This window comes from Streptomyces sp. NPDC003379, from assembly GCF_053589195.1.
The window spans coordinates 1-26,447 of sequence record NZ_JBSFRK010000070.1 but is presented as its reverse complement, the minus strand read 5'-3'; the positions used below and the strand labels follow the sequence as shown (position 1 = coordinate 26,447).

At 71.2% G+C, this 26,447-nt stretch carries 20 protein-coding genes; 10 read left to right on the top strand and 10 right to left on the bottom strand.

What is annotated here, in order from left to right; genetic code table 11:
• Positions 1 to 81: 81 nt before the first annotated feature.
• On the bottom strand, positions 82 to 936 hold the full coding sequence (locus ACWDVB_RS37425; protein WP_451518602.1) for an IclR family transcriptional regulator: 855 nt from the start codon (positions 934 to 936) through the stop codon (positions 82 to 84).
• Positions 937 to 1,125: 189 nt separating this feature from the next.
• Between ACWDVB_RS37425 and ACWDVB_RS37420 the strand changes: the two genes are divergently transcribed.
• Both ACWDVB_RS37420 and ACWDVB_RS37415 read left to right on the top strand, forming a co-directional pair.
• Positions 1,126 to 1,449 (top strand): bifunctional 3-phenylpropionate/cinnamic acid dioxygenase ferredoxin subunit, encoded by a 324-nt coding sequence (locus ACWDVB_RS37420; protein WP_451518603.1) that lies wholly within the window; start codon positions 1,126 to 1,128, stop codon positions 1,447 to 1,449.
• A 20-nt stretch (positions 1,450 to 1,469) separates the two neighbouring features.
• The gene (locus ACWDVB_RS37415; protein ID WP_451518604.1) at positions 1,470 to 2,918 is read left to right on the top strand and encodes an NAD(P)/FAD-dependent oxidoreductase; all 1,449 of its coding nucleotides are present in this window, start codon (positions 1,470 to 1,472) and stop codon (positions 2,916 to 2,918) included.
• 220 nt (positions 2,919 to 3,138) lie between these two features.
• Here ACWDVB_RS37415 and ACWDVB_RS37410 read toward each other — a convergent pair whose 3' ends face one another.
• Positions 3,139 to 3,648: a hypothetical protein gene (locus tag ACWDVB_RS37410; protein ID WP_451518620.1), complete on the bottom strand. Its 510-nt coding sequence runs from the start codon at positions 3,646 to 3,648 to the stop codon at positions 3,139 to 3,141.
• Between the two features lie 465 nt (positions 3,649 to 4,113).
• On the opposite strand from ACWDVB_RS37410, the gene ACWDVB_RS37405 reads away from it, so the two are divergent.
• The 5 genes from ACWDVB_RS37405 to ACWDVB_RS37385 are packed head-to-tail and all read left to right on the top strand — an operon-like array spanning position 4,114 to position 12,127.
• On the top strand, positions 4,114 to 6,939 hold the full coding sequence (locus ACWDVB_RS37405; protein WP_451518605.1) for a nitrate- and nitrite sensing domain-containing protein: 2,826 nt from the start codon (positions 4,114 to 4,116) through the stop codon (positions 6,937 to 6,939).
• The gene (locus tag ACWDVB_RS37400) at positions 6,936 to 7,376 is read left to right on the top strand and encodes a roadblock/LC7 domain-containing protein (RefSeq protein WP_451518606.1); all 441 of its coding nucleotides are present in this window, start codon (positions 6,936 to 6,938) and stop codon (positions 7,374 to 7,376) included. The genes ACWDVB_RS37405 and ACWDVB_RS37400 overlap by 4 nt, the downstream gene beginning before the upstream one ends.
• 9 nt (positions 7,377 to 7,385) lie before the next feature.
• The gene (locus ACWDVB_RS37395; protein WP_451518607.1) at positions 7,386 to 7,847 is read left to right on the top strand and encodes a DUF742 domain-containing protein; all 462 of its coding nucleotides are present in this window, start codon (positions 7,386 to 7,388) and stop codon (positions 7,845 to 7,847) included.
• Between the two features lie 25 nt (positions 7,848 to 7,872).
• A complete protein-coding gene (locus ACWDVB_RS37390; protein ID WP_451518608.1) occupies positions 7,873 to 11,541 on the top strand; it encodes a hydantoinase B/oxoprolinase family protein in 3,669 nt (1,222 codons plus the stop codon).
• Positions 11,522 to 12,127, top strand: coding sequence for a GTP-binding protein (locus ACWDVB_RS37385; RefSeq protein ID WP_451518609.1), 606 nt, complete (start codon positions 11,522 to 11,524; stop codon positions 12,125 to 12,127). Before ACWDVB_RS37390 ends, ACWDVB_RS37385 begins: the two co-directional genes overlap by 20 nt.
• Positions 12,128 to 12,198: 71 nt before the next feature.
• On the opposite strand, the gene glpK is transcribed toward ACWDVB_RS37385, so the two are convergent.
• The 5 genes from glpK to ACWDVB_RS37360 all read right to left on the bottom strand — a co-directional run bounded on the left by glpK (position 12,199) and on the right by ACWDVB_RS37360 (position 17,539).
• Positions 12,199 to 13,719 carry a glycerol kinase GlpK gene (gene glpK / locus ACWDVB_RS37380; protein WP_451518610.1) on the bottom strand — a complete coding sequence of 507 codons (1,521 nt, stop codon included), beginning with the start codon at positions 13,717 to 13,719 and terminating at the stop codon, positions 12,199 to 12,201.
• A gap of 22 nt (positions 13,720 to 13,741) precedes the next feature.
• Positions 13,742 to 14,497, bottom strand: a complete 756-nt coding sequence (locus ACWDVB_RS37375) for an MIP/aquaporin family protein (protein ID WP_451518611.1) — start codon at positions 14,495 to 14,497, stop codon at positions 13,742 to 13,744.
• Between the two features lie 364 nt (positions 14,498 to 14,861).
• The gene (locus ACWDVB_RS37370) at positions 14,862 to 16,052 is read right to left on the bottom strand and encodes a lipid-transfer protein (RefSeq protein WP_451518621.1); all 1,191 of its coding nucleotides are present in this window, start codon (positions 16,050 to 16,052) and stop codon (positions 14,862 to 14,864) included.
• Entirely contained in the window at positions 16,049 to 16,495 is a 447-nt protein-coding gene (locus tag ACWDVB_RS37365; RefSeq protein WP_451518612.1) for a Zn-ribbon domain-containing OB-fold protein, read from the bottom strand. Before ACWDVB_RS37365 ends, ACWDVB_RS37370 begins: the two co-directional genes overlap by 4 nt.
• A 237-nt stretch (positions 16,496 to 16,732) precedes the next feature.
• A complete protein-coding gene (locus ACWDVB_RS37360; RefSeq protein ID WP_451518613.1) occupies positions 16,733 to 17,539 on the bottom strand; it encodes a M15 family metallopeptidase in 807 nt (268 codons plus the stop codon).
• A 72-nt stretch (positions 17,540 to 17,611) separates the two neighbouring features.
• On the opposite strand from ACWDVB_RS37360, the gene ACWDVB_RS37355 reads away from it, so the two are divergent.
• Positions 17,612 to 18,145, top strand: a complete 534-nt coding sequence (locus ACWDVB_RS37355) for an NUDIX domain-containing protein (protein ID WP_451518614.1) — start codon at positions 17,612 to 17,614, stop codon at positions 18,143 to 18,145.
• Between the two features lie 103 nt (positions 18,146 to 18,248).
• On the opposite strand, the gene ACWDVB_RS37350 is transcribed toward ACWDVB_RS37355, so the two are convergent.
• Positions 18,249 to 20,612 carry a glycoside hydrolase family 31 protein gene (locus tag ACWDVB_RS37350; RefSeq protein WP_451518615.1) on the bottom strand — a complete coding sequence of 788 codons (2,364 nt, stop codon included), beginning with the start codon at positions 20,610 to 20,612 and terminating at the stop codon, positions 18,249 to 18,251.
• Between the two features lie 215 nt (positions 20,613 to 20,827).
• On the opposite strand from ACWDVB_RS37350, the gene ACWDVB_RS37345 reads away from it, so the two are divergent.
• Both ACWDVB_RS37345 and ACWDVB_RS37340 read left to right on the top strand, forming a co-directional pair.
• Positions 20,828 to 22,813, top strand: a complete 1,986-nt coding sequence (locus tag ACWDVB_RS37345; RefSeq protein ID WP_451518616.1) for an acetoacetate--CoA ligase — start codon at positions 20,828 to 20,830, stop codon at positions 22,811 to 22,813.
• An 85-nt stretch (positions 22,814 to 22,898) separates the two neighbouring features.
• On the top strand, positions 22,899 to 23,792 hold the full coding sequence (locus tag ACWDVB_RS37340; RefSeq protein WP_451518617.1) for a hypothetical protein: 894 nt from the start codon (positions 22,899 to 22,901) through the stop codon (positions 23,790 to 23,792).
• 60 nt (positions 23,793 to 23,852) lie between these two features.
• Here the strand turns inward: ACWDVB_RS37340 and ptsP are convergent, their stop codons facing one another.
• Together ptsP and ACWDVB_RS37330 are read right to left on the bottom strand one after the other, a co-directional pair.
• Positions 23,853 to 25,523: a phosphoenolpyruvate--protein phosphotransferase gene (gene ptsP / locus ACWDVB_RS37335; RefSeq protein WP_451518618.1), complete on the bottom strand. Its 1,671-nt coding sequence runs from the start codon at positions 25,521 to 25,523 to the stop codon at positions 23,853 to 23,855.
• A gap of 77 nt (positions 25,524 to 25,600) precedes the next feature.
• Positions 25,601 to 26,050 (bottom strand): PTS sugar transporter subunit IIA, encoded by a 450-nt coding sequence (locus ACWDVB_RS37330; protein WP_451518619.1) that lies wholly within the window; start codon positions 26,048 to 26,050, stop codon positions 25,601 to 25,603.
• Positions 26,051 to 26,447: the final 397 nt, after the last annotated feature.

The following is a 26,447-nucleotide window of genomic DNA, read 5'->3' as shown; positions in this document are numbered from 1 at the left end:
GCGGGACCACGTTCCGGTCCCGCCCACGCGCGCGTGCTCCTCCATAGAGCCCTGTTCAGGCCGTTCAGGCCGCGAGCCCTGTCAGAACCCGTACCCCATGCGTCGGGACAGCTCCACGGACGCCACCACCGTGCGCTTGGCCAGCTCCGTCAGGCGGTCCTCGGTCAGCCGGTACACCGGCCCCGACGCGCTGAGCGCCCCGATCACCTTGCCGTCGTGCGCCCGCACCGGCGCGGCGACGGCGGCGAGGCCCACCTCCAGCTCCTCGACGGCGACGGCGAAGCCCTGCCCCACGACGGCCTCCAGCTCACCGCGGAGCGCCACCGTGCCGGTCACCGTGTGCTCGGTCAGGCGGGGCAGCGTGCGCGCTATCAAGCCCTCGCGCAGCGTCGTCGGCAGATGCGCGAGGAGCACCTTGCCGCTGGACGTGGCGTGCAGCGGGGTGCGCCGGCCGAGCCAGTTCTGCGCGGTCACCGAGGCCGGGCCGCGCGCCTGCATGATGTTGACCGCGGCGTCGTCGTCCAGGACCGCGATGTTGACGGTCTCGCCCAGCTCGTCCGCCAGTTCGCGGCAGACCGGGCCGCCCTCCTGGGAGATGTCCATGCGCACTGCCGCCGCCCCCGCGAGGCGGAGTACGCCCGCACCCAGGAAGTACTTCCCGCGATCCTTGGCCTGGCCGACCAGACCGCGGTTCTCGAGCACCCCGAGGAGCCGGAACGCCGTCGACTTGTGGACGCCCAACTCATCGGCGATCTCGGTCACTCCGGCCTCTCCGTGCCGAGCGAGGATCTCCAGGACGCTCACCGCGCGGTCCACCGACTGGACGGACCCGACGGCTGTCTTCGGCTGCTTCTCCCGGGGCTCGCCCCGAGGTTCCCCGATCGCTTCCTTGCTCGGCTCCCTGATCTGATCAGCCTGTTTCCGCGTGCCGGTCATAACTCGACTCTCACCACCTGGCGGCTCATGGAAGCCGCGTCTTCGGGAAGCCCTTGACGCGACGGGCGTCCCGACCGGATTCTGTTGCGTATAGCGCTCCCTCGTGCGCCATGTGAAACGTCATGTTACCGAAGGGTCCTGGTCCCAGAAGGGGCGAGGACCGGGCCGAACGACACCAGAGGGGGGCCCATGATTCCCGTATGCCGCCTCGAAGACCTCCCCGCGGGCGAGTCCGTCCGCCTCGACACCACGCCGCCCGTCGCGGTGTTCAACGCCGACGGTGAGCTCTTCGCCATCGACGACACGTGCAGCCACCAGGACGCTTCCCTGTCGGAGGGGTGGCTGGAGGGCTGTGTGGTCGAATGCCCGCTCCACGCCGCCTCATTCGATCTCCGCACCGGGCGCCCCACCTGCCTGCCCGCGCGCAGGCCCGTCCGTACCCACCAGGTATACGTCCAGGACGGCATGGTCCACGTGCGTCTGGCCACCGCCGAGGAAGGATCCGCCGCATGAAGGGCTCCGGCGGAGGCGGCATGAGGACCGTGACCGTGGTCGGCGCCTCGCTCGCCGGTCTGTACGCGGCGCGGGAACTGCGCGCCCAGGGGTTCGACGGGCGCTTGGTCGTCATCGGTGCCGAGCCGCACCAACCGTACGACCGGCCGCCCCTGTCCAAGGCGTTCCTCACCGGCGGCGACGAGGGCCAACTCGCCCTGTCCGACGGCGAGGAGACGGCGGAGCTCGCCGCCGAGTGGATCCTCGGGACCCGCGCGTGCGCCCTCGACGCTCGCGGCCGCACGGTCGTCCTGGAGGACGGCCGGACGCTGGCGAGCGACGGCGTGGTCATCGCCACGGGGGCATCCGCGCGGCGCCTCGCGGGCCCCGCTCTCACGGGCGTCCACACCCTGCGCACCCTGGACGACGCCCGCGCACTGCGGGCGGAACTGGTCCGTGGCCCGCGGCGCGTGGTCGTGGTCGGCGGCGGCTTCATCGGCGCCGAGACCGCATCCTCCTGCGTGGCGCTCGGCCATGACGTCACGGTCGTCGAGGCCGCCCCACTGCCGCTCGCCGCGCAGCTCGGGGTCGAGATGGCGGCCACGTGCGCGCGGCTGCACGCACGCGGCGGGGCGCGGCTGCTGACGGGGGTCGGGGTGGCCGCACTGCGGGGCGGCGCGCCGCATGGCGACGGCATGCCGCACATCGCTGGTGCGCCGCATGGCCACGGCACGCCGCACATCGCCGATGCGCCGAACATCGTTGGCGCGCCGAATTGTCAGGGCGAGCCGAGCATCCACGGTGAGCCGAGCATCCACGGTGAGCCGAGCATCCACGGCGACTCGAACATCTACGACGAGCCGAGCATCCCCGGCGGAGGCGCTGTCACCGCCGTAGAGCTGTCGGACGGCCGTCTGCTGCCCGCGGACGTGGTCGTCGTCGGCATAGGGGCAGCGCCCAACACCGGCTGGCTGGCGGGCTCGCCCCTCGCCCTGGACGACGGCGTGCTGTGCGACGACGGCTGTGTCACCGCACTGCCCCAGATCGTCGCGGTGGGCGATGTAGCCCGCGCCGGCGGCATCCGCGCCGAACACTGGACGAGCGCCACCGAACAGCCCCGCGTGGCGGTGCGGAACCTGCTCGCCGGCCGCACGGTCGAGAGCGTGCGCCCACTGCCGTACTTCTGGTCGGACCAGTACGGCTCCCGCCTCCAGTTCGCCGGGCGCCGACGCGACGGCGACACCGTACGCATCGTCGAGGGCTCCCCGGACGCTCTGGACGCTATGGACACCCCGGATACCTCGGACGCCCTGTGCGAGGGCGGTTTCCTCGCCGTCTACGAGCGCGAGGGCCGCAGGACGGCGGCGCTCGCACTCGACCGCGCCCGGCCGTTCATGAAGGTACGCAAGGAACTCGTGGCCGCCGCGGCGGCTCAGGAACGGGCGGGGGAGTCCGCGGAAGGCGCCGGGAGGCAACCCACGCGGGTCTGACCTCGGTCGACGGTCCGGCCCGCCGGAAGCATGACAGCCGCCGCACACAGAATCGTGGTGACAGCTGCTGCCGCACACAGGATCGTGGCGACTGCGCCCGCCGCACACAGGATCGTGGCGACTGCGCCCGCCGCATACAGGATCGTGGCGACTGCGCCCGCCGCACACAGAAGCGAGGCGACTGCGCCCGCCGCACACGGAACCGTGGCGACCGCGCCCCTCAAGAGTGCGACAACTGCCCCGCCCCTCCGCGTCCCCTCCGTATTCGATCCTCCCCCACACGGCCCTTCCCCCGCGCCGCGACCCGAGCCTGGCGGCGGGACCGGCGCCGCTCGCGACGCAGCTGGCGCGCCGTGCTGCTCGGCATCGACACCACCCCGTGCCGCTGGTTCCACACCTGGCGGGTCACCCACACGTCCAGGACGCCCCACGTGGCCACGACCGTGCTGGCCACGCTGCTCAGCACCATGGGGAAGGAGAGCCAGGACCCCGCCAGCGCGGCGAGGAAGGCGACCATCGCCTGCACCAGGGTGACCGCGACTATGATCACGGCCCGCACGGCTGCCGTCCGCACCGGATCGGGCAGCCGCCTTCTGCGGGCGGGCTCCTCGACCCACAGTGCGGGCCGGTGCGCCGGAAGCTCGTCCCCCCGCGGCGCGGCACTCCGCGCCGCCGTGGCCGGTGCGGCTTCGCCACGCTCTGACGCCCTGTGGCGTTCTGCCGTGCCCATCATTTCGTCACTCCCCCCGCTGCTTCGCGGCCGTTCACGAACACCCTCCGGGGACACCCTCTGGCCCAACTCACCTGTGGCTGCCCGGTTTACTGCGCTTTATGCCGCCTGCCCTGCCGCCTGCCCCGCGGCGCGCCCTCTGGCCAAGAGCCTCTCGCCGCCTCTCCCTGACCGACGAACGAGAGATCGGAAAGATTCCCGTCCCGCTTCCACGAAGCGAAGAATTCCGGCCAACTGGCCCACCTGATAAGGCAGGTGAGCCCGGGCGGCATGCACCACAGGCTGGGACGCAATCTCCCGTAATGGAGGGACAACTGAGGACGTCTCTTTCACGTCACGGCCGAAAAGCGTTCGGATGCGTCTTCGAGTTGCTCGTGGGTCAGTAGTAGGCTCGCGCCGTTTGTTGACGCACATGTGTGCCCCTGGCCCATACAACGGCCGCAGGGGGCCGATCTGGGGGAGGCCATGCGCTTTCGCGGGAAGTCCATCCGCCGGAAGATCGTGGCACTGCTGCTCGTGCCGCTGGTTTCCCTGACAGCGATCTGGGGTTTCGCCACCGTCATCACCGGCCGCGAGGCGAGCAGACTGCTCGACACGGCCAACGTCGTCGAGAAGATCGGTTACCCGATCGAGGACACGGTCCGCGTGGTCCAGCAGGAACGCCGCCAGACCCTCGTCTACCTCGCCGACCCGCGCGCGTCCGACGCCCTGGCAGCCCTGCGCCGCAGCCGCGAGGCGACCGACGACATGATCACCAAGGTCCGTACGAACGCGAGGGACTCGGGCGTCCGCGACAGTGTCGACGGGAACTCGCGCAAGCGACTCACCTCGCTCCTCGAATCCTTCGACGGCATCGAGTCCCTGCGCCGCGCCGTCGAAGAGGGCACGATCACCCGGGCCGGCGCCCTGAAGATGTACTCCAAGCTGATCGACCCCTGCTTCGGCCTGCTCACCACTCTCAACGGCTTCGCCGACCTCGACGAAGTGAGCCTCGACCAGCAGGGCCGCGCACTGGTCGGTGCCACACGCGCGCGGGAACTGCTCTCCCGCGAGGACGCGTTGCTCGGTTCGGCGCTCGTCGCCCGGCGCGTCACCAAGGATGAGATCCGACAGGTCGCCGAGCTCAGGGCGCAGCGCACCCTCCTGTACGAGGTGAACCTCGCGCCGCTTCCCGAGGACGACCGCGGCCGCTACGAGCGCTACTGGAACGGCGCCGAGACCACGCAGCTGCGCAAGGCCGAGAAGGACGTCATCGAGTCCGCGCCCGGCACCCCGAGCGTGGTGAAGTCCGCACACTGGGACAAGACCGCGGGCCGCGTCCTCAAGCAGCTCGGCGAGCGCGACGTCGAAGCGAGCGACCGCTTCAGGGAGCGCGTCGAACCCGCCGCCGTCGGCGTGATCGTGCGCGTCATCCTGGCCGGTGTCCTTGGCCTGGTCGCCCTACTGGTCTCGCTCTTCATGTCCGTACGCATCGGACGCAGCCTCATCCGTGACCTGCGCCGGCTGCGACTGGAGGCCCACGAGGCCTCCGGTGTCCGGCTGCCGGGCGTGCTGCGCCGACTGGCGGCGGGCGAACAGGTCGACGTGGAGACCGAGGCGCCCAGACTGACGTACGACAAGGACGAGATCGGGCAGGTCGGCCAGGCCCTCAACACCCTGCAGCGCGCCGCGGTCGAGGCCACCGTCAAACAGGCCGACCTGCGCCGCGGCGTCTCCGAGGTCTTCGTCAACCTCGCCCGCCGCAGCCAGGTCCTGCTGCACAAGCAGCTCACGCTCCTGGACACCATGGAGCGCAGGACCGAGGACACCGACGAGCTGGCCGACCTCTTCCGCCTCGACCACCTCACCACCCGCATGCGGCGCCACGCCGAGGGCCTCGTGATCCTCTCCGGGGCCGCGCCGTCACGCCAGTGGCGCAAGCCCGTCCAGCTCATGGACGTCGTGCGCGCCGCTGTCGCCGAGGTCGAGGACTACGAACGCATCGAGGTGCGCCGACTGCCTCGCATCGCGGTCACCGGCCCCGCCGTCGCCGACCTCACGCACCTGATGGCGGAACTCCTGGAGAACGCCACGGTGTTCTCGCCCCCGCACACCGCCGTGCAGGTCCTGGGCGAGCACGTCGCCAACGGCTTCACCCTGGAGATCCACGACCGGGGGCTCGGCATGGCAGCCGACGCGCTCCTCGACGCCAACCTCCGCCTCGCGGAGACCCCCGAGTTCGAGCTGTCCGACACCGACCGGCTCGGCCTCTTCGTCGTCAGCAGGCTCGCGCAGCGCCAGCGGGTCCGCGTCTCCCTGCAACCCTCCCCGTACGGCGGTACGACCGCCGTCGTCTTCATCCCCGAGGCCCTGCTCACCGACGACGTCCCCGACACCGGCGGCGTCGGCTTCCGCCTCGACCGGCCCCAGGCCAAGGAACGGGCGACGCGCACCGACAAGGCGGCGGACCGCGCGGCGGCCCTGGCCCAGGTGCCCGTGCAGCTGCCCGGCCTGCCCGCCTCCGTGCTCGACGGACCCGTCGAGCTGGAGGCACCCGTCGGCCTGGCGGACCTCGCCCCCTTCCCCGGCGCGCTCGGCGACGACGACAGCGAGCGCGGCGGCCTCTTCCGCCCGCGCCGCCGGGTCGCCGGCACACCCGGCGGGCAGCACCAACAGGCCCGCGACGTCCGGGAGGCGGGCCGCGCCGAGCCCAGCCGCCACGACGTCCCGCAGGCCGGCGCCGACGACGACCTCCCCGAGGACTCCCACTCCGGCGACCCCGTGCCGCTGCCGCGCCGCAGGACTCCGAAGCTGGTCAGCTCGCACGGCCGCCCCGTGACGCACGCCAGGCCGCAGGAGAACGGCAGGCCCCTGGCCCCGGCAGCCGAGGACGAGATCCCGGAGGCCCCGCTGCCCCGGCAGCGGTCCGGCTGGCCCGACCTGTCACCGCCGCACCAGGACGTCACCGCCGCCGACGCCTCCCCGGAACTGCCCCGCCGCAGCCGCCGCACCGGCCCGCAGGGCGGCGCCGCCCCGGGCCGCGGCACGCAGGACCGCACCACCACGACCGCCCTGGGTGGACTGCCCCGCCGCGTCCGGCAGGCCAGCCTCGCCCCGCAGTTGAAGGACGGCCCCGACCGCCGCTCCGAGCGCGCCGAGACCCGGCCGGAGGAGCGCGACGCGGAAGAGGTACGCAGCCGCATGGCCTCGCTCCAGCGGGGCTGGCAGCGCGGCCGCGACGAGAATGCCGCCGGCGACGACGCCACGGACGGCACAGCACCAGGAACGACATCTGAGGGGAACGGTCGATGACCGCACCGAAGGCCGACGCGCGCACCACCACGACCGGGGGGCCGGGTGAGCTGAACTGGCTCCTCGACGACCTGGTGCAGCGCGTCTCCAGCATCCGCAAGGCGCTCGTGCTCTCCGGCGACGGACTGCCCACCGGCATGTCCAAGAACCTGACCAGGGAGGACAGCGAGCACCTCGCCGCCGTCGCCTCCGGGTTCCACAGCCTGGCCAAGGGCGTGGGCCGCCACTTCGAGGCGGGCAGGGTCCGCCAGACCGTGGTCGAGCTCGACGACGCGTTCCTCTTCGTCACGGCCGCGGGCGACGGCAGCTGCCTCGCCGTCCTCGCGGAGGCGGACTCCGACGTCGGCCTGGTGGCGTACGAAATGACGCTGCTGGTCAAGAGGGTGGGTGTGCATCTTGGTACGGCGCCGCGCACGGACCTGCCCGCGGGAGGGTAGTGGGAGGGCATGAGCGACGACGGCCGAGGGACGCAGAGGACGAAGGCACGGCGGGGAACACCCGGAAGAACCGGCGCGCCGGGCCCACCGGAGACGCCCCGCTGGTTCGACGACGACGCCGGCCCTGTGGTGCGCCCGTACGCCATGACACGCGGCCGCACCACGAGCCCCGCCCAGCACCGCCTCGACCTGATCGCGCTCGTCATGGCCGGGACACGGGCCGCCGGCGACCCGGAGGCGGATCAGACGCTGTCCCCGGAGCACGTCGACATCGTCGAGCTCTGCCGTGACACGCCGCAGTCCGTCGCCGAACTGGCGGCCGAGCTCGACCTGCCCATCGGCGTGATCCGCGTCCTCATCGGAGACCTGGTGGACGACGAGCTGGTGCACGTCACCCGGCCCGTTCCCCCTGCCGAACTGCCGGACGAGAGTATTCTGCGCGACGTGATCAGCGGCCTCCGGGCGCTCTGAACAGCGCGGAAGCGGGAGTGAGAACGTGACTGGCTGGCAGTTCTGGGTCGACAGGGGCGGCACCTTCACCGATATCGTCGCGCGTCGGCCCGACGGCCGCCTGCTCACGCACAAACTCCTGTCGGACAACCCCGCCCGCTACCGCGACGCTGCGGTCGCGGGCATCCGGGAGCTGCTCGACCACGCGGACGGCGCCGGCGACGCGACCGTCGACGCCGTCCGCATGGGCACCACCGTCGCCACCAACGCCCTCCTGGAGCGCAAGGGCGAGCCCACCGCCCTCGTCATCACCCGCGGCTTCCGCGACGCCCTGCGCATCGCCTACCAGAACCGGCCGCGGATCTTCGCCCGCGAGATCGTCCTGCCCGAACTCCTCTACGACCGGGTCATCGAGGTCGACGAGCGTGTCACCGCCGACGGCGAGGTCCTGCGCGCACCCGACCTGGACGGCCTGACCGGGCCGTTGCAGGAGGCGTACGACGACGGAATCCGCTCCCTGGCCGTCGTCTGCATGCACAGCCATCTCCACCCCGCCCACGAACGGGCCATCGGTGACCTCGCCGCCCGCACCGGTTTCCCGCAGGTCTCGCTCTCCAGCGAGGTCAGCCCTCTCATGAAACTCGTCCCGCGCGGAGACACCGCGGTCGTCGACTCGTATCTCTCGCCGGTCCTTCGCCGCTACGTCCAGCAGGTCGCCGACGAACTCCACGGCATAAGGCTCATGTTCATGCAGTCGAACGGCGGCCTCACCGAAGCGGGCCAGTTCCGCGGCAAGGACGCGATCCTGTCCGGACCGGCCGGCGGCATCGTGGGCATGGCCCGCATGTCGCGGCTCGCGGGCTTCGACCGCGTCATCGGCTTCGACATGGGCGGTACGTCGACGGACGTGTCGCACTACGCCGGAGAGTACGAGCGGGTCTTCACCACGCGGATCGCCGGGGTCCGGCTGCGCGCCCCGATGCTCGACATCCACACCGTCGCCGCGGGCGGCGGCTCCGTCCTGCACTTCGACGGCAGCCGCTACCGCGTGGGGCCCGACTCGGCGGGCGCCGACCCCGGCCCCGCGAGCTACCGGGGCGGCGGCCCGCTCACCGTCACCGACGCCAACGTCGCCCTCGGCCGCGTCCAACCCGCCCACTTCCCCCAGGTGTTCGGCCCGGACGGCGACCAGCCCCTCGACGACATGCTCGTACGCGACCGCTTCGCCGCTCTGGCCCGTGAGATCCACGAGGCGACGGGCGACGACCGCACGCCCGAGCAGGTCGCCGAGGGCTATCTGCGGATCGCGGTCGCCAACATCGCGGGCGCCGTCAAGCGCATCTCGGTCCAGAAGGGCCACGACGTCACGCGCTACGCCCTCACCACGTTCGGCGGCGCGGGCGGGCAGCACGCGTGCATGGTCGCCGACTCGCTCGGCATCCGCACCGTGCTCGTGCCGCCCATGGCCGGTGTGCTCTCCGCCCTCGGCATCGGCCTCGCCGACACCACGGCGATGCGCGAGCAGTCCGTGGAGGCGCCCCTGGAGCCGTCGTCGATGCCGCACGTCCACCAGGTCGCCGACGACCTGGAGAGCGCCGCCCGTGCCGAACTGCTCGCCGAGGACGTGCCCGCCGACCGCATCCGCGTCACGCGCCGCGCCCAACTGCGCTACGACGGCACCGACACCACCCTGACCCTGGAACTCGCGGAGCCGGACAGCATGACCCGCGCCTTCGAAGACCGCCACCGCGCCACCTACTCCTTCACCCTGGACCGCCCCGTCGTCGTGGAGGCCCTCTCCGTGGAGGCCACCGGCGTCACCGAACCGCCGGACCTCTCCGCCCTCACGGGGAAGGGGGCAGCGGGCGCCCCCCGGCGCGCGCCTCGGCACGTCCGCCTGCACACCGGCGGCGCCTGGCACGACGTACCCCTGCACCGCCGTGAGGAGCTGCCCCCCGGTGAGACCGTCACCGGGCCGGCGATCATCACCGAGGCCGGCGCCACGACGGTCGTGGACGACGGCTGGCAGGCGGTCATGGCGGAGACCGGACACCTGCTCATGGAACGCGTCGCCGAGCCGGGGAGTTCCACCGCGAGCACCACCGCGGACCCCGTCCTCCTCGAAGTCTTCAACAACCTCTTCATGTCCATCGCCGAACAGATGGGTGCCCGCCTGGAGTCCACGGCCCAGTCGGTGAACATCAAGGAGCGGCTCGACTTCTCCTGCGCGCTCTTCGACCCCGACGGCAACCTCGTCGCCAACGCCCCGCACATCCCCGTCCACCTGGGCTCCATGGGAACCAGCGTCAAGGAGGTCATCCAGCGCCGCGGCGACAGTATGCGGCCGGGTGACACCTATGCCGTCAACGACCCGTACCACGGCGGCACGCACCTGCCCGACGTCACCGTCATCACGCCGGTCTTCGACAGACCGGGGGAGCACGGCACCGCGCGCGAGCGCATCCTCTTCTACGTCGCCTCGCGCGGCCACCACGCCGAGATCGGAGGCATCGCCCCCGGCTCCATGCCCGCGAACAGCCGCACCATCGACGAAGAAGGCATCCTCTTCGACAACTGGCTTCTTGTGGAAGAGGGCCGTTTCCGCGAGGCCGAGACCCGGCGCCTGCTCACCGACGCCCCCCACCCCTCCCGCAACCCGGACACCAACCTCGCCGACCTGCGCGCCCAGATCGCCGCCAACCAGAAGGGCGTCGACGAAGTCGCCCGGATGATCGACAACTTCGGACTCGACGTCGTCCAGGCGTACATGAAGCACGTCCAGGACAACGCCGAGGAATCCGTGCGCCGTGTCATCGACGTCCTGGAAGACGGCGAGTTCGGTTATCAAACCGACTCGGGTGCCACCATCCACGTCCGCGTCTCCGTGGACCGCGAGGAACGCTCCGCGACCGTCGACTTCACCGGTACGTCCCCTCAGCTCGCCACGAACTTCAACGCGCCCTACGCGGTCGTCAACGCGGCGGTCCTCTACGTCTTCCGTACCCTCGTCGACGACGACATCCCGCTCAACGACGGCTGTCTGCGCCCCCTGCGCATCATCGTGCCACCCGGCTCCCTGCTCGCACCCGAGCCGCCGGCCGCCGTCGTCGCGGGGAACGTGGAGACCTCACAGGCGATCACCGGAGCGCTCTACGCCGCGCTCGGTGTGCAGGCCGAGGGCTCGGGGACGATGAACAACGTCACCTTCGGCAACGCCCGCCACCAGTACTACGAGACGGTGGCCTCCGGGTCCGGGGCGGGCGAAGGCTTCCACGGGGCGTCCGTCGTGCAGACCCACATGACCAACTCGCGTCTCACCGACCCTGAAGTCCTGGAGTGGCGGCTGCCCGTCGTCCTGGAGGAGTTCGCCGTGCGGCGGGGCAGTGGCGGCGGCGGGAGGTGGCGCGGCGGTGACGGGGGAGTGCGCCGCATCCGCTTCCGCGAGCCGATGACGGTGTCCACCCTGGCCCAGCACCGCAGGGTCGCGCCGTACGGCATGGCGGGCGGTGCCCCCGGCGCGCTCGGCGCGGGCCGCGTGGAGCGCGCGGACGGCACCGTCCTGGAGCTCGGCGGCAGCGACTCGGCCGACCTGGGCCCCGGCGACGTACTCGTGATCGAAACCCCCGGCGGCGGCGGATACGGACCGGCCCCGCGCGACACCACTGATGCAGGTACCGATCCAGGAGAAGTGAGCGATGATCTTCAGGCGTTCTGAGCGCGGCAAGGCCCCCGTCGAGCCGGTCACGCTGAAGATCCTGGTGGCCGGAGGCTTCGGCGTCGGCAAGACGACCCTCGTCGGCGCGGTCAGCGAGATCAAGCCGCTGCGTACGGAGGAGACCCTCAGTGAGGCCGGCCGGCCCATCGACGACACGCGCGGTGTCGCGGGCAAGCACACCACCACCGTGGCCATGGACTTCGGCCGCATCACCCTGCGCGACGACCTCGTCCTGTACCTCTTCGGCACCCCGGGCCAGGACCGCTTCTGGTTCCTCTGGGACGAGCTGGCGACGGGGGCGCTCGGCGCCGTGGTCCTCGCCGACACCCGCCGCCTGGAGGACTGCTTCGCCGCCGTCGACTACTTCGAGCGGCGCTCCATACCCTTCGTCGTGGGCGTCAACTGCTTCGAGGGCGCCTCCCGTTACCCCGCCGAGGCCGTCCGCCAGGCGCTCGACCTCGACGACACGGTGCCCATCGTGCTCTGCGACGCGCGCGACCGCGAGTCCGTCAAGGAGGTCCTCATCGGCGTCGTCGAACACGCGATGGCGGCGGCCGCGGCGGCCAGGGAGCCCGCGACCACGTAACCGGAAGGACTCGTGGCCGCCCACGGCCCGTACCCCCGCCGACCGGGGTACGGGCCGCAGCTCTGCTCGGCTCAGCCCTCGCCGTCCTCCAGCCAGCCGAAGCTCCGCTCCACCGCCTTGTGCCAGTTGCGGGACTCCTTGTCGCGCGTGGCCGCGTCCATCCGCGGCGACCACTCGACGTCCTGCTGCCAGTGCGCCTTCAGCTCGTCGAGGTCGTTCCACACGCCGGTCGCGAGCCCGGCCGCGTACGCGGCGCCCAGGCACGTCGTCTCGGAGACCTTGGGGCGAATCACCGGCACCCCGAGGACATCCGCCTGGTGCTGCATCAGCAGATTGTTCTTGGTCATGCCGCCGTCCACCTTGAGGGTGGTGATCCGCACCCCCGAGTCCTGGTACATGGCGTCGACGACCTCACGGGTCTGCCAGCTGGTGGCCTCCAGGACCGCGCGCGCGAGGTGGGCCTTGGTGACGTACCGGGTGAGCCCCGTGACGACACCACGCGCGTCCGAGCGCCAGTACGGCGCGTACAGGCCGGAGAACGCGGGCACGATGTACGCGCCGCCGTTGTCGTCCACGCTCGCCGCGAGGGTCTCGATCTCGTCCGCGCTGCGGATGATGCCGAGCTGGTCGCGGAACCACTGCACCAGGGCGCCGGTGATCGCGATGGACCCCTCCAGGCAGTACACGGGCGCCTCGGAGCCGATCTTGTAGCCCATGGTCGTGAGCAGCCCGTTCTTCGAGGGAACGGGCCTGTTGCCGGTGTTGAGCAGCAGGAAGCTGCCCGTGCCGTACGTGTTCTTCGCCGAACCCGTGTCGTAGCAGGCCTGCCCGAAGACGGCCGCCTGCTGGTCGCCGAGCGCCGAGGCGACGGGCACTCCGGAGAGCTGCCCCACGGCCGTGCCGTAGACCTCGGACGACGACCTGATCTCCGGCAGGACCGCCTCGGGGACGTTCATCGCCGACAGGATCGACTGGTCCCACTGGAGCGTCTGGAGGTTCATCAGCATGGTGCGGCCCGCGTTGGTGACGTCGGTGACGTGCTTGCCGCCGTCGATGCCGCCCGTGAGGTTCCAGATCAGCCAGGAGTCGATGGTTCCGAAGGCGATCTCGCCCCGCTCGGCGCGCGCCCTCAGCCCCGGCACGTTGTCGAGCAGCCAGGCCGCCTTGGGCCCGGAGAAGTAGCTCGCGAGGGGCAGCCCCGTCTGCTCGCGGAAGCGGTCCTGGCCGTCCGCGCCGCCCAGTTCGTTGCAGAGCCCCGAGGTGCGGGTGTCCTGCCACACGATCGCGTTGTGCACGGGCTTGCCCGTGGCGCGGTCCCACAGGACCGTCGTCTCGCGCTGGTTGGTGATGCCGAGCGCGCTCACCTGGTCGGCGCGGAGTCCGGCCTTGGCGATCGCCCCCGCCACCACCGCCTGCACCTTCGACCAGATCTCGGTGGCGTCGTGCTCCACCCAGCCGGGCTTGGGGAAGATCTGGCGGTGCTCGCGCTGGTCCACGGCGACGATCGCGCCGTCCTGGTCGAAGATGATGCAGCGGCTGGAGGTGGTGCCCTGGTCGATGGCGGCGACGAATTTCTCGGAGCTGTCCGGCATGGCTACCCCTTGATGAGAAGACTCAGAAGGCTGCGTTGTAGATGAGGCCCGCGAGGGCTCCGCCGATCAGCGGTCCGGCCACCGGAACCCAGGCGTAGCTCCAGTCGGACGTGCCCTTGTTGGGGATCGGCAGGAAGGCGTGCACGATGCGCGGACCGAGGTCGCGCGCCGGGTTGATGGCGTAACCCGTGGGGCCGCCGAGGGAGAGGCCGATGCCGACGACGAGGAACGCCACAATCAGCGTCTGCGTGCCGGACTCGCCGAGCCCCTCGGTGAGCCCGAAGGCGAGGATCGGCAGTACCAGCGCGATGGTTGCGATGACCTCGGTGATGACGTTCGCGACCGGGTTCCGGATCTCCGGGATGGTGGAGAAGATGCCGAGCGTCGGCGTCGGTTCGTGCGCGCTGGTCACCTTGTCCTTCACGCCCCGCGTCACATTGGCGTTGAACTGCGCGAGATACACGAGATACGCGAGGACGGCGCCGAGCATCGCGCCGACCATCTGCCCGAGCACATAGATCCAGGCCTTGTCCCACTTCCCGGTGTCGATGGCGATGCCGAGCGTGACGGCCGGATTGAGATGGCCGCCGGAGAGCGGCCCGGCGGTGTAGGCGCCCGCGAGCACGCCGAAGCCCCATCCGAAGGCGATGACGACCCATCCGGAGGCCTTCGCCTTCGAGTGGCTGAGCGTGACGGCGGCGCACACGCCGGCGCCGAGCAGTATCAGAATCGCGGTGCCGATGACCTCACCGACGAAGATGTCCCCATTCGAGTACATGGCGGCTCCTAGGCCCTCGCCCGGGGCGGTCCGCCCCGGTACTCCGTGCAGGGTGCGTTTCCCACGACTACTGCCTGGATACGACCGGCTGCCGCAGCCGGAGGCAGGGAGTCTCCCGCGCCCCGCCCGGCGTCCATGACGAGCGTGCCGTGGCAGTCGCATCGCCCCTGGGGGATGACCTGTTGAGCAGGCCCTTCGTGTGGACCCTTCGCGCGCACAGAGGCTCTGGGCGCGCGTGGAGCCGAGGTGCGGCGACGCCGACTGACACCCGGAAGTGTTCACCGGTGGTGATGGAGCGTCAAGGTCGCGGACGGCAACGGTTAACCGGTGTGACGCCTTCCTCCGGGGCGCCCCCCGGAGTGGATCAACGCACCGCGACGACCGAGGAACCGTGGCCGAAAAGACCCTGGTTCGCTGTGATGCCCACGCGCGCGCCCGCCACCTGCCGTGCCCCGGCCGCCCCTCTCAACTGCCACGTTATCTCGCATACTTGAGCGATCGCCTGGGCCGGAACGGCCTCTCCGAAGGAAGCGAGCCCCCCGCTGGTGTTCACGGGTATGCGCCCGCCCGCGGACGTCACCCCGTCGCGCAGCAGCTTGACACCGTCCCCCTCGGCGCAGAGTCCGAGGTCCTCGTACCACTGCAGTTCCAGAGCGGTGGACAGGTCGTACACCTCGGCCAGGGACACGTCATCGGGGCCTATGCCCGCTTCTTCGTACGCCGCTCGCGCGATGGACGCACGGAACGTCCTGTCGGCGGGGTCCACGGCCGCCGCGGAGTCCGTGGCGATGTCCGGCAGGTCAAGCACCGTGGTCGGATACGTCGGCGTCACCGTGGACACCGCGCGGATGCGCACCGGGCCCGGCGTGCCGTGGCGTCGCGCGAACTCCATGCTGGAGAGCACCAGGGCCGCCGCCCCGTCCGAGGTGGCGCAGATGTCGAGCAGCCGCAGCGGATCGGCGACGACGGCCGATGCGGCGACCTCCTCGGCCGTGACGGCCTTGCGGTAGCGGGCGTTCGCGTTGAGGGCGCCCGCCGCCGCGTTCTTCACCTTGACCTGGGCGAAGTCCTCCAGTGTGTCGCCGTGCACGGCCATCCGGCGGCGCGCGTAGAGCCCGAAGTACGCGGGATTGGTCGCTCCGAGCACCCGGAACCGCAGCCAGTCGGGGTCGTCGGGCCGGTCACCGCCGGCGGGCCGGAAGAACCCCTTGGGGGCAGCGTCGGCGCCGACCACCAGGACCACGTCGGCCATGCCCGCGAGGATCTGCGTACGCGCGGCGGCGATGGCCTGGGCGCCGGACGCGCACGCCGCGTACACACTCGCGACCCGCGCCCCCTGCCAGCCGAGCGCCTTGGCGAACGTGGCCCCGGCGACATACCCCGGATAGCCGCCCCGGACGGTGTCCGCGCCGACGATCGAGCCCACGTCCCGCCAGTCGACCCCGGCGTCCGCGAGGGCCGCGCGCGCCGCCACCACTCCGTACTCGACGAAGCCGCGCCCCCACTTGCCCCAGGGATGCATGCCCGCGCCGAGCACCGCCACCTCGCCGGTCATGCGCTCACCCCCAGGGGCCGCCAGTGCCATGTCGTCCATGTCGTCCCGCCGTCCTCGTTGAGCACACCGGGGACGACCTCCACCTCCATGCCGACCTCCAGGTCGGTGACCGAGACGCCGGGAGCCGCCTGCCCGAGCACCACCATGCGCTCCGCCGCCAGCTCCACAGCGATCAACGTGTAGGGCTGCCAGGGAAGTTCCGGGTCCGAGACATAGGGCGCGGGTGGGCGATAACGCCCGTCGGTGTACGACCAGACGCGCCCGCGGCGTGACAGCGGCACCTCGATGAGTTCCCCGCCCGCGCATCCGGGATTGCGGCAGAAGCGGTCCTCGCGCGGGAAGAAGACGCAGGTGCACGCCGAGCAGCGCGTCCCCAGCAGACGGAAGCTCTCACCGTCTCCGGCGAACCAGTCGGCCACTACGGGTGTGCGCGTACGCGACATGGCTCCTCCAGGGCGACGCTGCGTATCCGACGATATCTGACGACCTGTCAGAAGTGTGCCACGGGCAACCGGATTTCGTCAGGGGGAGCGGAGGCCGGAGACTACGGAGTCCGAGGACAGCGGAGGGCGGCGCCGGAGAGAACCGGACAGCCCGCTTTCGCGTCCGAGTATCGGAGAGGGCGACCGGGGCCGACGGGGGTGGTTCCGGTCGCCCTCCTGTACGTGACGCGCCGCCTTTCAGCGCCCCGTCAGCGACCTGCGCGACACCGGGAAGTCGAAGTAGGTGTCGGGAAAGAGCTCGGGCTTGTAGGTGAAGTGCCACCACTCCTCAGGGAGATTGACGAAGCCCGTCTTGACCAGCGCGTCCCTCAGGAGCTCGCGATGGGCCCGTTGCTTGCCCGAGATGCGGGGATCATCCGTGTGCGACAGCGTGTCGAAGCAGTCGAACCCCGTCCCCATGTCGACGGAGTTGTCCGGGAACCGCTCGCTCCGAGGCCCGTAGCACGGCGTGAGCGGCTCCCCCGGGACGTACGACCGGGTCGGCACCGCCGGAAGCCTCACCACAGTCAGATCCACCGTCGACCCCCGGCTGTGCCCGGACTTCTCCGCGATGTAACCGTCGGCGAACAACCGCGACTTGTCGACACGGGGATAGAACTCCGCCTTCATGCGCTCGTCGCCCAGATCCTCGGCCCACCGCACGAAGTGGTCCACGGCCCGCTGTGGCCGGTAGCAGTCGTACACCTTCAGGGAGTAGCCCTTGCGCAGAAGCGACCGCTGCGCTTTGTGCAGCGCCTTCGCCGCGGGCTCGGTGAGGATGCACATCGGCTTCTTGTAGCCGTCGATGGGTTCGCCCACGAAGTTGTGCGGCGTCACGTACCGCATCTCCTGGATGATCGTCGGGTCGACGTCACGCAGTGCCACGAACTCCTCCGGAGCCTTCGGCTCCGGCTTCGCTTGCGCGGGGGAGGGGACGGCCACCACGGCCAGCAGAGCGGCGGCGGTGACGGCGAGGTTCCGCAGAACGGGGGCAAATGCTGTCATGCCCCTGCGTCTATCAGCAGCACCGCCGACCAGGGAAGACCGGCGCCGCGGCGATCGGATACAGTCCGCGGCGTGTCCGCATCCCCGCACCTCGCCAACTCCGCTCCCGGCTCCCACTGTTCGAGCTGCGGAGCGTCCTACGAAGACCTGCCCTCCGGCTGGCCCCGCACCTGCGCCGCCTGCGGAGCCGTGGCCTACCGCAACCCGCTCCCCGTGGCGGTGGCCCTCCAGCCCGTGTACGACACACAGGGCACCGGCCTGGTCGTCGTGACCCGCACCATCGCTCCCGCCCTCGGAGGTATCGCCCTGCCCGGCGGTTTCGTCGATGACAGGGAGGACTGGCGGCACGCGGTCGTGCGCGAGCTCAAGGAGGAGACCGGCATCAGCGCCCAGAGCCGCGACGTCCGCCTGATCGACGCCGCGAGCGACCCCGACGGGTACCTCCTGCTTTTCGGCCTCCTCCCCGAACGCCCGGCCGCCGACCTGCCGGCCTCCGTGCCGACGGACGAGACCGAGGGCTGGGACGTACTGCGCCGCCCCGACGAACTCGCCTTCCCGCTCCACACACTGGCGGCACGCGCGTGGTTCGAGGGCCGGTACATCTGACCTACGGAGTCTCGATGCGGGGTCCGGGGTTCGGGGCGTGTGGCTGGGAGAGATCCGCCGCGCAGCAGCGGGACAGGGCAGCGGAGGAACAGGGAAGCACGCCTCACCCGGCGACCCCCCGCACCCGCACCGGCCGTCCCGGCGCGCGCCCACCTTCGCCACCGGTCCTCTCCACGACCACACGCCCCCCGCTCCACCGCGTCGTGAACCTCTCGACCTCCGCCTCCTCCCATCCATCACCGGCGTCGGCGATCACGAGGCCCCCGCCCGTACGCCCCTCGGTCGGCGCCCACGCCTCCAGCTCAAGGCCACCGTCGCGCCCCCGCACCGGCAGCACCGCGCCCGCGCGCGCAAGCACCGGGATCCGCGACAGAGGCGCGTCCACGAGCACCTGCCCGGGCCCTTCGTACGCCTTCCCGGTCGCCGTGTCGTACCAGCGTCCCGGCGGCAGCCGCACCGCCCGCGCCCGCGCGCCGCTCCCCAGGACCGGCGCCACCAGCAGAGCGTCCCCGAGCAGAAACGCGTCCTCGCAGTCGCGCAGCGCCCTGTCCTCGGGACAGCCCCACCACAGGGGCCGCACATAAGGCGCACCCGTGCGCCGAGCCAACTGGGCGAGCGTGACGAAGTACGGCAGCAACCGCCTGCGTTCGACGAGCGCCACGCGCGCGTGCCCCAGCACCTCCGCACCGAACTCCCAGGGCTCACGCCGCCCGGCCCCGATCGCCGCATGCGTACGGAACAGCGGCAGATACGCCCCGAGTTGGAACCACCGCAGATACAGCTCCGGAGAGGGGCTGCCGTCGAACCCGCCCACATCGGGCCCCGAATACGGCACACCGCACAGCCCGAGCCCCAACACCAGCGACAGCGATGCCCGCAGCCCTGGCCAGCCCGTGGACACATCGCCGGACCACGTCCCTCCGTAACGCTGCATCCCCGCCCATCCAGAACGCGAGAACAAGAAGGGCCGCTCCTCAGGAAGCAGCGCCCGCAGCCCTTCGTAGCCCGCGCGGGCCATCATCAGGCCGTACACGTTGTGGGCCTCCCGGTGATCGCCACCACGCCCCTCCAGGGAGTGCCGCGCCGAACGGGGCAGCGTCGCCTCACCGAACGCCGCGAACGACACCGGCTCGTTCATGTCGTGCCAGAACCCCGCGAACCCCTGGTCGAGCCGCTCCTCGTACAGACGGCCCCACCACTCCCGCGCGCGTGGGTCGGTGAAGTCCGGATACACCGCCTCCCCGGGCCATACGACACCACGCACCGGCCGCCCCGCCGCGTCCCGCACAAAAGCATCGGCAGCCACCCCCCTGTCGTACAGCTCGACGCCCGGCCCGGCCTTCACCGCCGGATCGACGATCGAGACGAGCCGGATTCCCGCCCTGCGCAACTCGTCCGCGAACTGCGGCAGCTTCGGGAAGCGCTCCTTGTCGACCGTGAACACCTGGTGCGCTTCGTAGTGGTCGATGTCGAGATGGACGGCGTCCAGCGGCAGCCCGTGCTCCTGATAGCCCGCGACGATCCGCCGCACCTCCTCCTCACTGCCGAACCCCCACCGCGCGTGATGGTGACCCAGCGCCCACGAAGGCGGCAGCGCCGGCGGACCCGTGAGCGACGCCCAGGTGTGCAGCACGCGCGCGGGAGTGCCGACCATCGCCCAGCACCGCAGCGGCCCACCGTCCATCCGCACCTCGCACGAGCCCGCCCGGTCGTGACCCGACCCCGCCCCCTCCTCGCCCTCACGCACCGACACGTCGCCCTCCCACGTGTTGTCGTGGAAGACCAGATGCGTACCGGCGTCGGCCACCACCACCTGCACCGGCATGGTGATGTACAGCGGATCGTCCCCGGGCCCGAAAGAACCGCCCGGATCGGTGTTCCACAACCGGTACGTCCCGTTCCGCAACCGGGGCCCGCAGGACCGCCCACCGAGTCCAAAGAAGCGCGCGTCCGCCGACACCTCCGACCGCTGCACCCAGCGAGCCGCGCCCCCCTCGGCCGGCTCCCACCAACGCGGCGGCAGATCACGCCGCAGCATCACGCCACCGGGCGTGCGCAGTTCGACGGAGCCCTGACGCGACACCACCACCGTCACGCGCTCCGACACCACCCGCCAGCCGCCCTCCTTGTCGGGCTCCAGGACCGCCCGCGGATCCGGCTCCGGGCTCCCGCACCGCAGCGCGTACGAAGGCTCCGGCTCCGCACCGTCCCACCCCCAGAAGACCGCCCCACCGGCCGTCACCCGCACCCGCAGCTCGGACCGGGCGAACCGCACCACACCACCACCGGGCCCCGGCTCCACCCGCGTCACAGGGCCGGGCACGCGCGCACGCTCGGCACGCCGAGGAGCCAGCCCCGTCACGTCCGCCCGCCACCTGCGCCACGAGGAGCGCACCGTGCGCAACCCCTGCGCCGTGCCGACCATCCCGACCGCCTTCACCGAACGCACCAGGTCACGACCGTTCATACTGCTCACCCTGCCACCGAAAACGCCGCGCGTGTGTGTCGTTCAACTGCCGTTCACCTGGGGCGACGACACATGAGCGACCCGCTGACTGTGTGCGGAACACCCTGGTGCGGGAGTCGATCACATGGCATCGTCCCTTTCAGCCGTGTTCACGCGCACACCCAGCACGTGCGCACTCCACACGCATACGACGCGTACAGCCCGGGAGCCGCCCCATGACGTCCTCAGCGAACCCCGCGCCGCTCTGGCAGCCGAGCCCGGAGAGGATCGCCGCAGCGCAGGTCACCCGGTTCCAGGCCTGGGCCGCCGAGCGCTACGGCGCCCCGGCCGACGGGGGCTACGAAGCGCTGCACCACTGGTCGGTGACCGACCTTGAGACCTTCTGGAAGGCCGTCACCGACTGGTTCGACGTCCGCTTCTCGACTCCCTACGCGCGTGTGCTGGGCGAGCGCTCCATGCCTGGCGCCCAGTGGTTTCCCGGCTCGACCCTCAACTACGCCGAACACGCGCTGCGCACCGCCGAGGACCCCGCGCGCGCGGACACCCCCGCCCTCCTCCATGTCGACGAGAACCACGACCCGCAACCCGTCACCTGGGCCGAGCTGCGCCGCCAAGTCGGCTCCCTGACCGCGGAACTGCACGCCCTCGGCGTACGCCCCGGAGACCGCGTCAGCGGCTACCTGCCGAACATCCCGCAAGCCGTCGTCGCCTTTCTGGCCGCCGCCGCCGTCGGAGCCGTCTGGACCTCCTGCGCCCCCGACTTCGGCGCCCGCAGCGTCCTGGACCGCTTCCAGCAGGTCGAGCCCGTCGTCCTGTTCACCGTCGACGGCTACCGCTACGGCGGTAAGGAGCACGACCGCCGCGACACCGTCGCCGAACTCCGCTCCGAACTGCCCAGCCTCCGCGCGGTCGTGCACATCCCGCTGCTCGGCACCGACGCCCCCGAGGGCGCCCTGGAGTGGTCGGCCCTCACGTCGGCCGACGTGGCACCCGTCTTCGAAGCGGTGCCCTTCGACCACCCCCTGTGGGTCCTGTACTCCTCCGGCACCACCGGCCTGCCCAAGGCGATCGTCCAGTCCCAGGGCGGCATCCTCGTCGAACACCTCAAGCAGCTCGGCCTGCACTGCGACCTCGGACCCGACGACCGCTTCTTCTGGTACACCTCCACCGGCTGGATGATGTGGAACTTCCTCGTCTCCGGCCTCCTGACGGGCACCACGATCGTCCTGTACGACGGCAGCCCCGGCTACCCCGACACCGGCGCCCAGTGGCGCATCGCCGAACGCACCGGAGCCACCCTCTACGGCACCTCCGCCGCGTACGTCATGGCCTGCCGCAAGGCGGACGTCCACCCGGCCCGCGACTTCGACCTCTCCCGCGTCAAGTGCGTCGCGACGACCGGCTCCCCGCTGCCCCCCGACGGCTTCCGCTGGCTGCACGACGAGTTCGCGGACACCCCCGGCGGCCTGTGGACGGCATCGGTCAGCGGCGGCACGGACGTCTGCTCCTGCTTCGCGGGAGCCGTCCCCACCCTCCCCGTCCACATCGGCGAACTCCAGGCGCCCTGCCTGGGCACCGACCTCCAGTCCTGGGACCCCCAGGGCAAGCCACTGACCGACGAGGTCGGCGAGCTGGTCGTCACCAACCCCATGCCCTCCATGCCCATCCACTTCTGGAACGACCCGGACGGCACCCGCTACCACGACAGCTACTTCGACACCTACCCCGGCGTGTGGCGCCACGGCGACTGGATCACCCTCACCTCACGCGGCTCGGTGATCATCCACGGCCGCTCCGACTCCACGCTCAACCGCCAAGGCGTCCGCATGGGCTCCGCCGACATCTACGAAGCCGTCGAGCGCCTCCCCGAGATCCGGGAATCCCTCGTCATCGGCGTCGAACAGCCCGACGGCGGCTACTGGATGCCCCTCTTCGTCCACCTCGCCCCCGGCGCGGCCCTCGACGACGCCCTGCGCGACCGCATCAAGCGGACCATCCGCGAGCAGCTCTCCCCGCGCCACGTCCCCGACGAGGTCGTCGAAGTCCCCGGCATCCCGCACACCCTCACCGGCAAGCGCATCGAGGTCCCCGTCAAGCGCCTCCTCCAAGGCACCCCCCTGAACAAGGCGGTCAACCCCGGATCGGTCGACAACCCCGACCTCCTCCACTTCTACGAGGACCTCGCCCGCAAGCGCACGTGACTGCTCTCCCCGCAGCTCAGCACCCGTTGTCAGTGCCTCCGATTACCCTGAGTGAGCATTGACCGACTGAGCGCAGGGGGAAATCATGGCGCACACCCGAACCGACACCATGCGACGCGCTCTGCGCCGCGAAGTCGCCGGAACCATCGGCCTGCTGGCCGACGAGGAGGACTTCGCGGCGATGCGTCGCTACCGCACCTTCACCTTCGACGACCACGAGACCTACCTCCAGCAGGTCGAAGCCCTGCTGAAAACCCTCGCCTCCCAGGGCAGGCACACCACCATCACCCTCTTCGACCCCGAGGAGTACGAGGAGTACTGCGCGGACACCGGCCTGGACCCCGACACCCCCGGCAGCCGCACCCGCTTCACCGCCGAACTGGCATCGGGCGGCCCCACCGTGCCCTACGAGGGCCAGCCCCTCACCGACCTCCTCCCCGACCTCGTCGACGAGGCGGTCCGCCAGGCCACCTGGGAGTACGCGACGATGGTGCTCGCCCGCAGCGGCACCTGCGCCACCTGCGGCGAGGACATCGGACGAGCCGCGTTCGCCCGCGCCTCGGAACTGATCACCCGAGCCCTCGACACCTCGGGCCCCGGCATCCGGCACCTGGTGTGCAGCGTGCCCTCCGAACCCGAGACCCTCCTCGCCGTCCTGCACGTAGAAATCGACGCCGACGGCAGCGCCCGACTCGACGAGACCGAGGCCCTGGAGTTCGCCACGGTCCTCGCGGTCGGCATCGCCACCCACCGCGCGGCCGGCATGGTGCTCCGCTCCATCGCCGACGGCACACGCGACCGCGTCCAGGGCTGGCGCATGAACGGCGGACGGCTCCAGCCCCTCACCGCGGCCGAGGTCTTCGACGCGTACTGCACCGACGCCATCACCGGCGAGCTCGTCGCCCCCGAGTCAGGCGTCGACTACTGCGCGGCACCCGACCTCGAAGGAGACGAGCCGGACAGGGGACACACGCACTGAACGCCAAAGGGCGTCCCACCGAAACGGTGGGACGCCCCTCGGAACAACGAGCCGGTACGGCTACTCGCCGGACAGCACCGCCTGCGCGGCCTTCCGGGCCTCCTCGGCGGTGTCGGCGGCACGGGCCGCCAACGCGGCACGCTCGCACTGGGCCAGCGTGTACTTGCCGAGCGTCGCACGCACGTAAGGAATGGACGCCGCGCCCATCGACAGAGAGGTGACACCCAGACCGGTCAGCACACAGGCGAGCAGCGGGTCGGACGCGGCCTCACCGCACACGCCACAGCTCTTGCCCTCGGCCCTCGCCGCTTCCGCGGACAGCGAGACCAGGTCGAGCAGCGCGGGCTGCCACGGGTCCTGCAGCCGGGACACAGCGCCCACCTGCCGGTCGGCCGCGAAGGCGTACTGCGCGAGGTCGTTGGTGCCCAGCGAAAGGAACTCGACCTCCTGAAGGATCGAGCGCGCCCGCAGCGCCGCCGACGGGATCTCGACCATCGCGCCGAACTTCGCCTGCAGCCCGGCCTCACGGCAGGCGTCGGCGAAGGCCTTGGCGTCGGTCCGGTCCGCGACCATGGGAGCCATGACCTCGAGGTACACCGGCAGCCCCTCGGCGGCCTTGGCCAGCGCGGTCAGCTGCGTGCGCAGCACCTCCGGGTGGTCGAGCAGCGCCCGCAGACCCCGCACGCCCAGCGCAGGGTTCGGCTCGTCGGTCGGCGTCAGGAAGTCCAGCGGCTTGTCGGCGCCGGCATCCAGCACACGCACGACGACACGGCCCTCGGGGAACGCCTCCAGCACCTTGCGGTACGCCTCGACCTGCTTCTCCTCGGACGGCGCCTTGGTGCTGTCGTCCAGGAAGAGGAACTCGGTACGGAAGAGACCGACACCCTCGGCCCCCGCCTCGACGGCGGCAGGCACATCGGCGGGACCGCCGACGTTGGCAAGGAGCGGAACCTTGTGCCCGTCGGACGTCGCACCCGGCCCGGTCGACGCGGCCAGCGTCGCCTTGCGCTCCGCAGCGGCGGCCTGAAGCCGCTCCCGCTTCTCCATGCTCGGGTTCACGAAGATCTCACCGGTGCTGCCGTCGACAGCGACGACCGTGCCCTCGACGAGCTCCCCGGCACCCGGCAGCGCGACGATGGCCGGCACTCCGAGCGCACGCGCGAGGATCGCGCTGTGGCTGGTGGGCCCGCCCTCTTCCGTGACGAAGCCGAGCACCAGAGCCGGGTCGAGCAGAGCGGTGTCCGCGGGCGCCAGGTCCCGCGCGATCAGTACGTACGGCTCGTCGCTGTCCGGAACGCCCGGCATCGGCACGCCCAGCAGACGCGCGACGATGCGATTCCGCACGTCGTCGAGGTCCGCCACACGACCGGCCATGTACTCGCCGGCACCGGCCAGCAGTTCGCGGTAGTGGGAGAACGCGTCGTAGACGGCGCGCTCGGCCGTGCTGCCGACGGTGATGCGCCGGTCGACGTCGGACATGAGCTCCGGGTCCTGAGCGATCATGGCCTGCGCCTCGAGCACCGCCTGCGCCTCGCCACCGGCCAGATGGCCCCGGGCGTTCAGGTCGGCCGCCACAGCTTCCACGGCCTGGCGAGCGCGCCCCTGTTCGCGCTCCGCCTCCTCCGCGGGAATCTGCTTGGCCGGCGGCTCGAGAACCGCCGTCCCCATGTGCCGAACCTCGCCGATCGCCACACCGTGGCTCACACCGACGCCTCGCAGCGTTGTCTCCATCTCACCCGTCTCCGATAGTGCGGCGGCACCAGCCGCCGCGTTGGTTGTCCTACCTGCCGTCAGCGACGGCGATGCCGTCACTTCCAGCCGAAGAGAGCGTCGCCGGCCTTCACATCGCCGTCCTCGACCAGCTCGGAGAGGGACTCGGCCGTGGCCTCGAGCGCCACGACCGGGCACACGGGGGACTTGCCGGCGGCCTCGACGGCGGCCGGGTTCCAGCGCACCACGGACTGGCCGCGCTGCACGGTGTCGCCCTTGTTGACGAGGAGCTCGAAGCCCTCGCCGTTGAGCTGAACGGTGTCGATGCCGAGGTGCGTCAGAACGCCGTGGCCCTCAGCGTCGACCACCACGAAGGCGTGGGGATGGAGGGAGACGATGATGCCGTCCACGGGAGAGACGGCCTCGGAGGCCTCGCGCACGGGATCAATGGCCGTGCCAGGGCCCACCATGGCACCCGAGAAGACGGGATCCGGTACTGCAGAGAGCCCAATGGCGCGTCCGGCAAGCGGGGACGAAACGCTGGTCATGGCAAGCCTCCCAGGGGGTGGAGATTCGTAGCCGCCGTCGCTACCTGTCCTGGACGACGCGCTGCTCAGAAGGGTAAGTCATAAGAAGTCCCGGTTCCGCACGAGAGATCCCGGTTGACGGACGTAGGGGCGCAGCACAAACGATTTGCGCCTGCCCTGGAGTCGATGTAGAGTCGAACTCTGCCTGAGGCCGTGGGACGCAGCCAAGCGTCTTGGCTCGGCGACATCCTTCACGTCAGATCTTATCCCTGAGTCTGGTTCCGCATGTCTGCGGTGGCCGTGGTCAGAGAGTCGAATGAGACCTGATAAAGTCGGAACCGCCGGAAAGGGAAACGCGAAAGCCGAAAGGCCGGAGCGGGAACCGGAAAGGCACCGAGGAAGTCGGACACGAAAGAGT

Bases quoted from the DNA above. Each gene is read 5' to 3' on its own strand.
- ACWDVB_RS37385 (WP_451518609.1), top strand. From the start codon at position 11,522: ATGATCTTCAGGCGTTCTGAGCGCGGCAAGGCCCCCGTCGAGCCGGTC.
- ACWDVB_RS37370 (WP_451518621.1), bottom strand. From the start codon at position 16,052: ATGACCGGCGAGGTGGCGGTGCTCGGCGCGGGCATGCATCCCTGGGGC.
- glpK (WP_451518610.1), bottom strand. From the start codon at position 13,719: ATGCCGGACAGCTCCGAGAAATTCGTCGCCGCCATCGACCAGGGCACC.
- ACWDVB_RS37405 (WP_451518605.1), top strand. From the start codon at position 4,114: ATGCGCTTTCGCGGGAAGTCCATCCGCCGGAAGATCGTGGCACTGCTG.
- ACWDVB_RS37375 (WP_451518611.1), bottom strand. From the start codon at position 14,497: ATGTACTCGAATGGGGACATCTTCGTCGGTGAGGTCATCGGCACCGCG.
- ACWDVB_RS37330 (WP_451518619.1), bottom strand. From the start codon at position 26,050: ATGACCAGCGTTTCGTCCCCGCTTGCCGGACGCGCCATTGGGCTCTCT.
- ptsP (WP_451518618.1), bottom strand. From the start codon at position 25,523: ATGGAGACAACGCTGCGAGGCGTCGGTGTGAGCCACGGTGTGGCGATC.
- ACWDVB_RS37400 (WP_451518606.1), top strand. From the start codon at position 6,936: ATGACCGCACCGAAGGCCGACGCGCGCACCACCACGACCGGGGGGCCG.
- ACWDVB_RS37350 (WP_451518615.1), bottom strand. From the start codon at position 20,612: ATGAACGGTCGTGACCTGGTGCGTTCGGTGAAGGCGGTCGGGATGGTC.
- ACWDVB_RS37410 (WP_451518620.1), bottom strand. From the start codon at position 3,648: ATGGGCACGGCAGAACGCCACAGGGCGTCAGAGCGTGGCGAAGCCGCA.
- ACWDVB_RS37415 (WP_451518604.1), top strand. From the start codon at position 1,470: ATGAGGACCGTGACCGTGGTCGGCGCCTCGCTCGCCGGTCTGTACGCG.
- ACWDVB_RS37360 (WP_451518613.1), bottom strand. From the start codon at position 17,539: ATGACAGCATTTGCCCCCGTTCTGCGGAACCTCGCCGTCACCGCCGCC.
- ACWDVB_RS37420 (WP_451518603.1), top strand. From the start codon at position 1,126: ATGATTCCCGTATGCCGCCTCGAAGACCTCCCCGCGGGCGAGTCCGTC.
- ACWDVB_RS37395 (WP_451518607.1), top strand. From the start codon at position 7,386: ATGAGCGACGACGGCCGAGGGACGCAGAGGACGAAGGCACGGCGGGGA.
- ACWDVB_RS37425 (WP_451518602.1), bottom strand. From the start codon at position 936: ATGACCGGCACGCGGAAACAGGCTGATCAGATCAGGGAGCCGAGCAAG.
- ACWDVB_RS37365 (WP_451518612.1), bottom strand. From the start codon at position 16,495: ATGTCGCGTACGCGCACACCCGTAGTGGCCGACTGGTTCGCCGGAGAC.
- ACWDVB_RS37345 (WP_451518616.1), top strand. From the start codon at position 20,828: ATGACGTCCTCAGCGAACCCCGCGCCGCTCTGGCAGCCGAGCCCGGAG.
- ACWDVB_RS37340 (WP_451518617.1), top strand. From the start codon at position 22,899: ATGGCGCACACCCGAACCGACACCATGCGACGCGCTCTGCGCCGCGAA.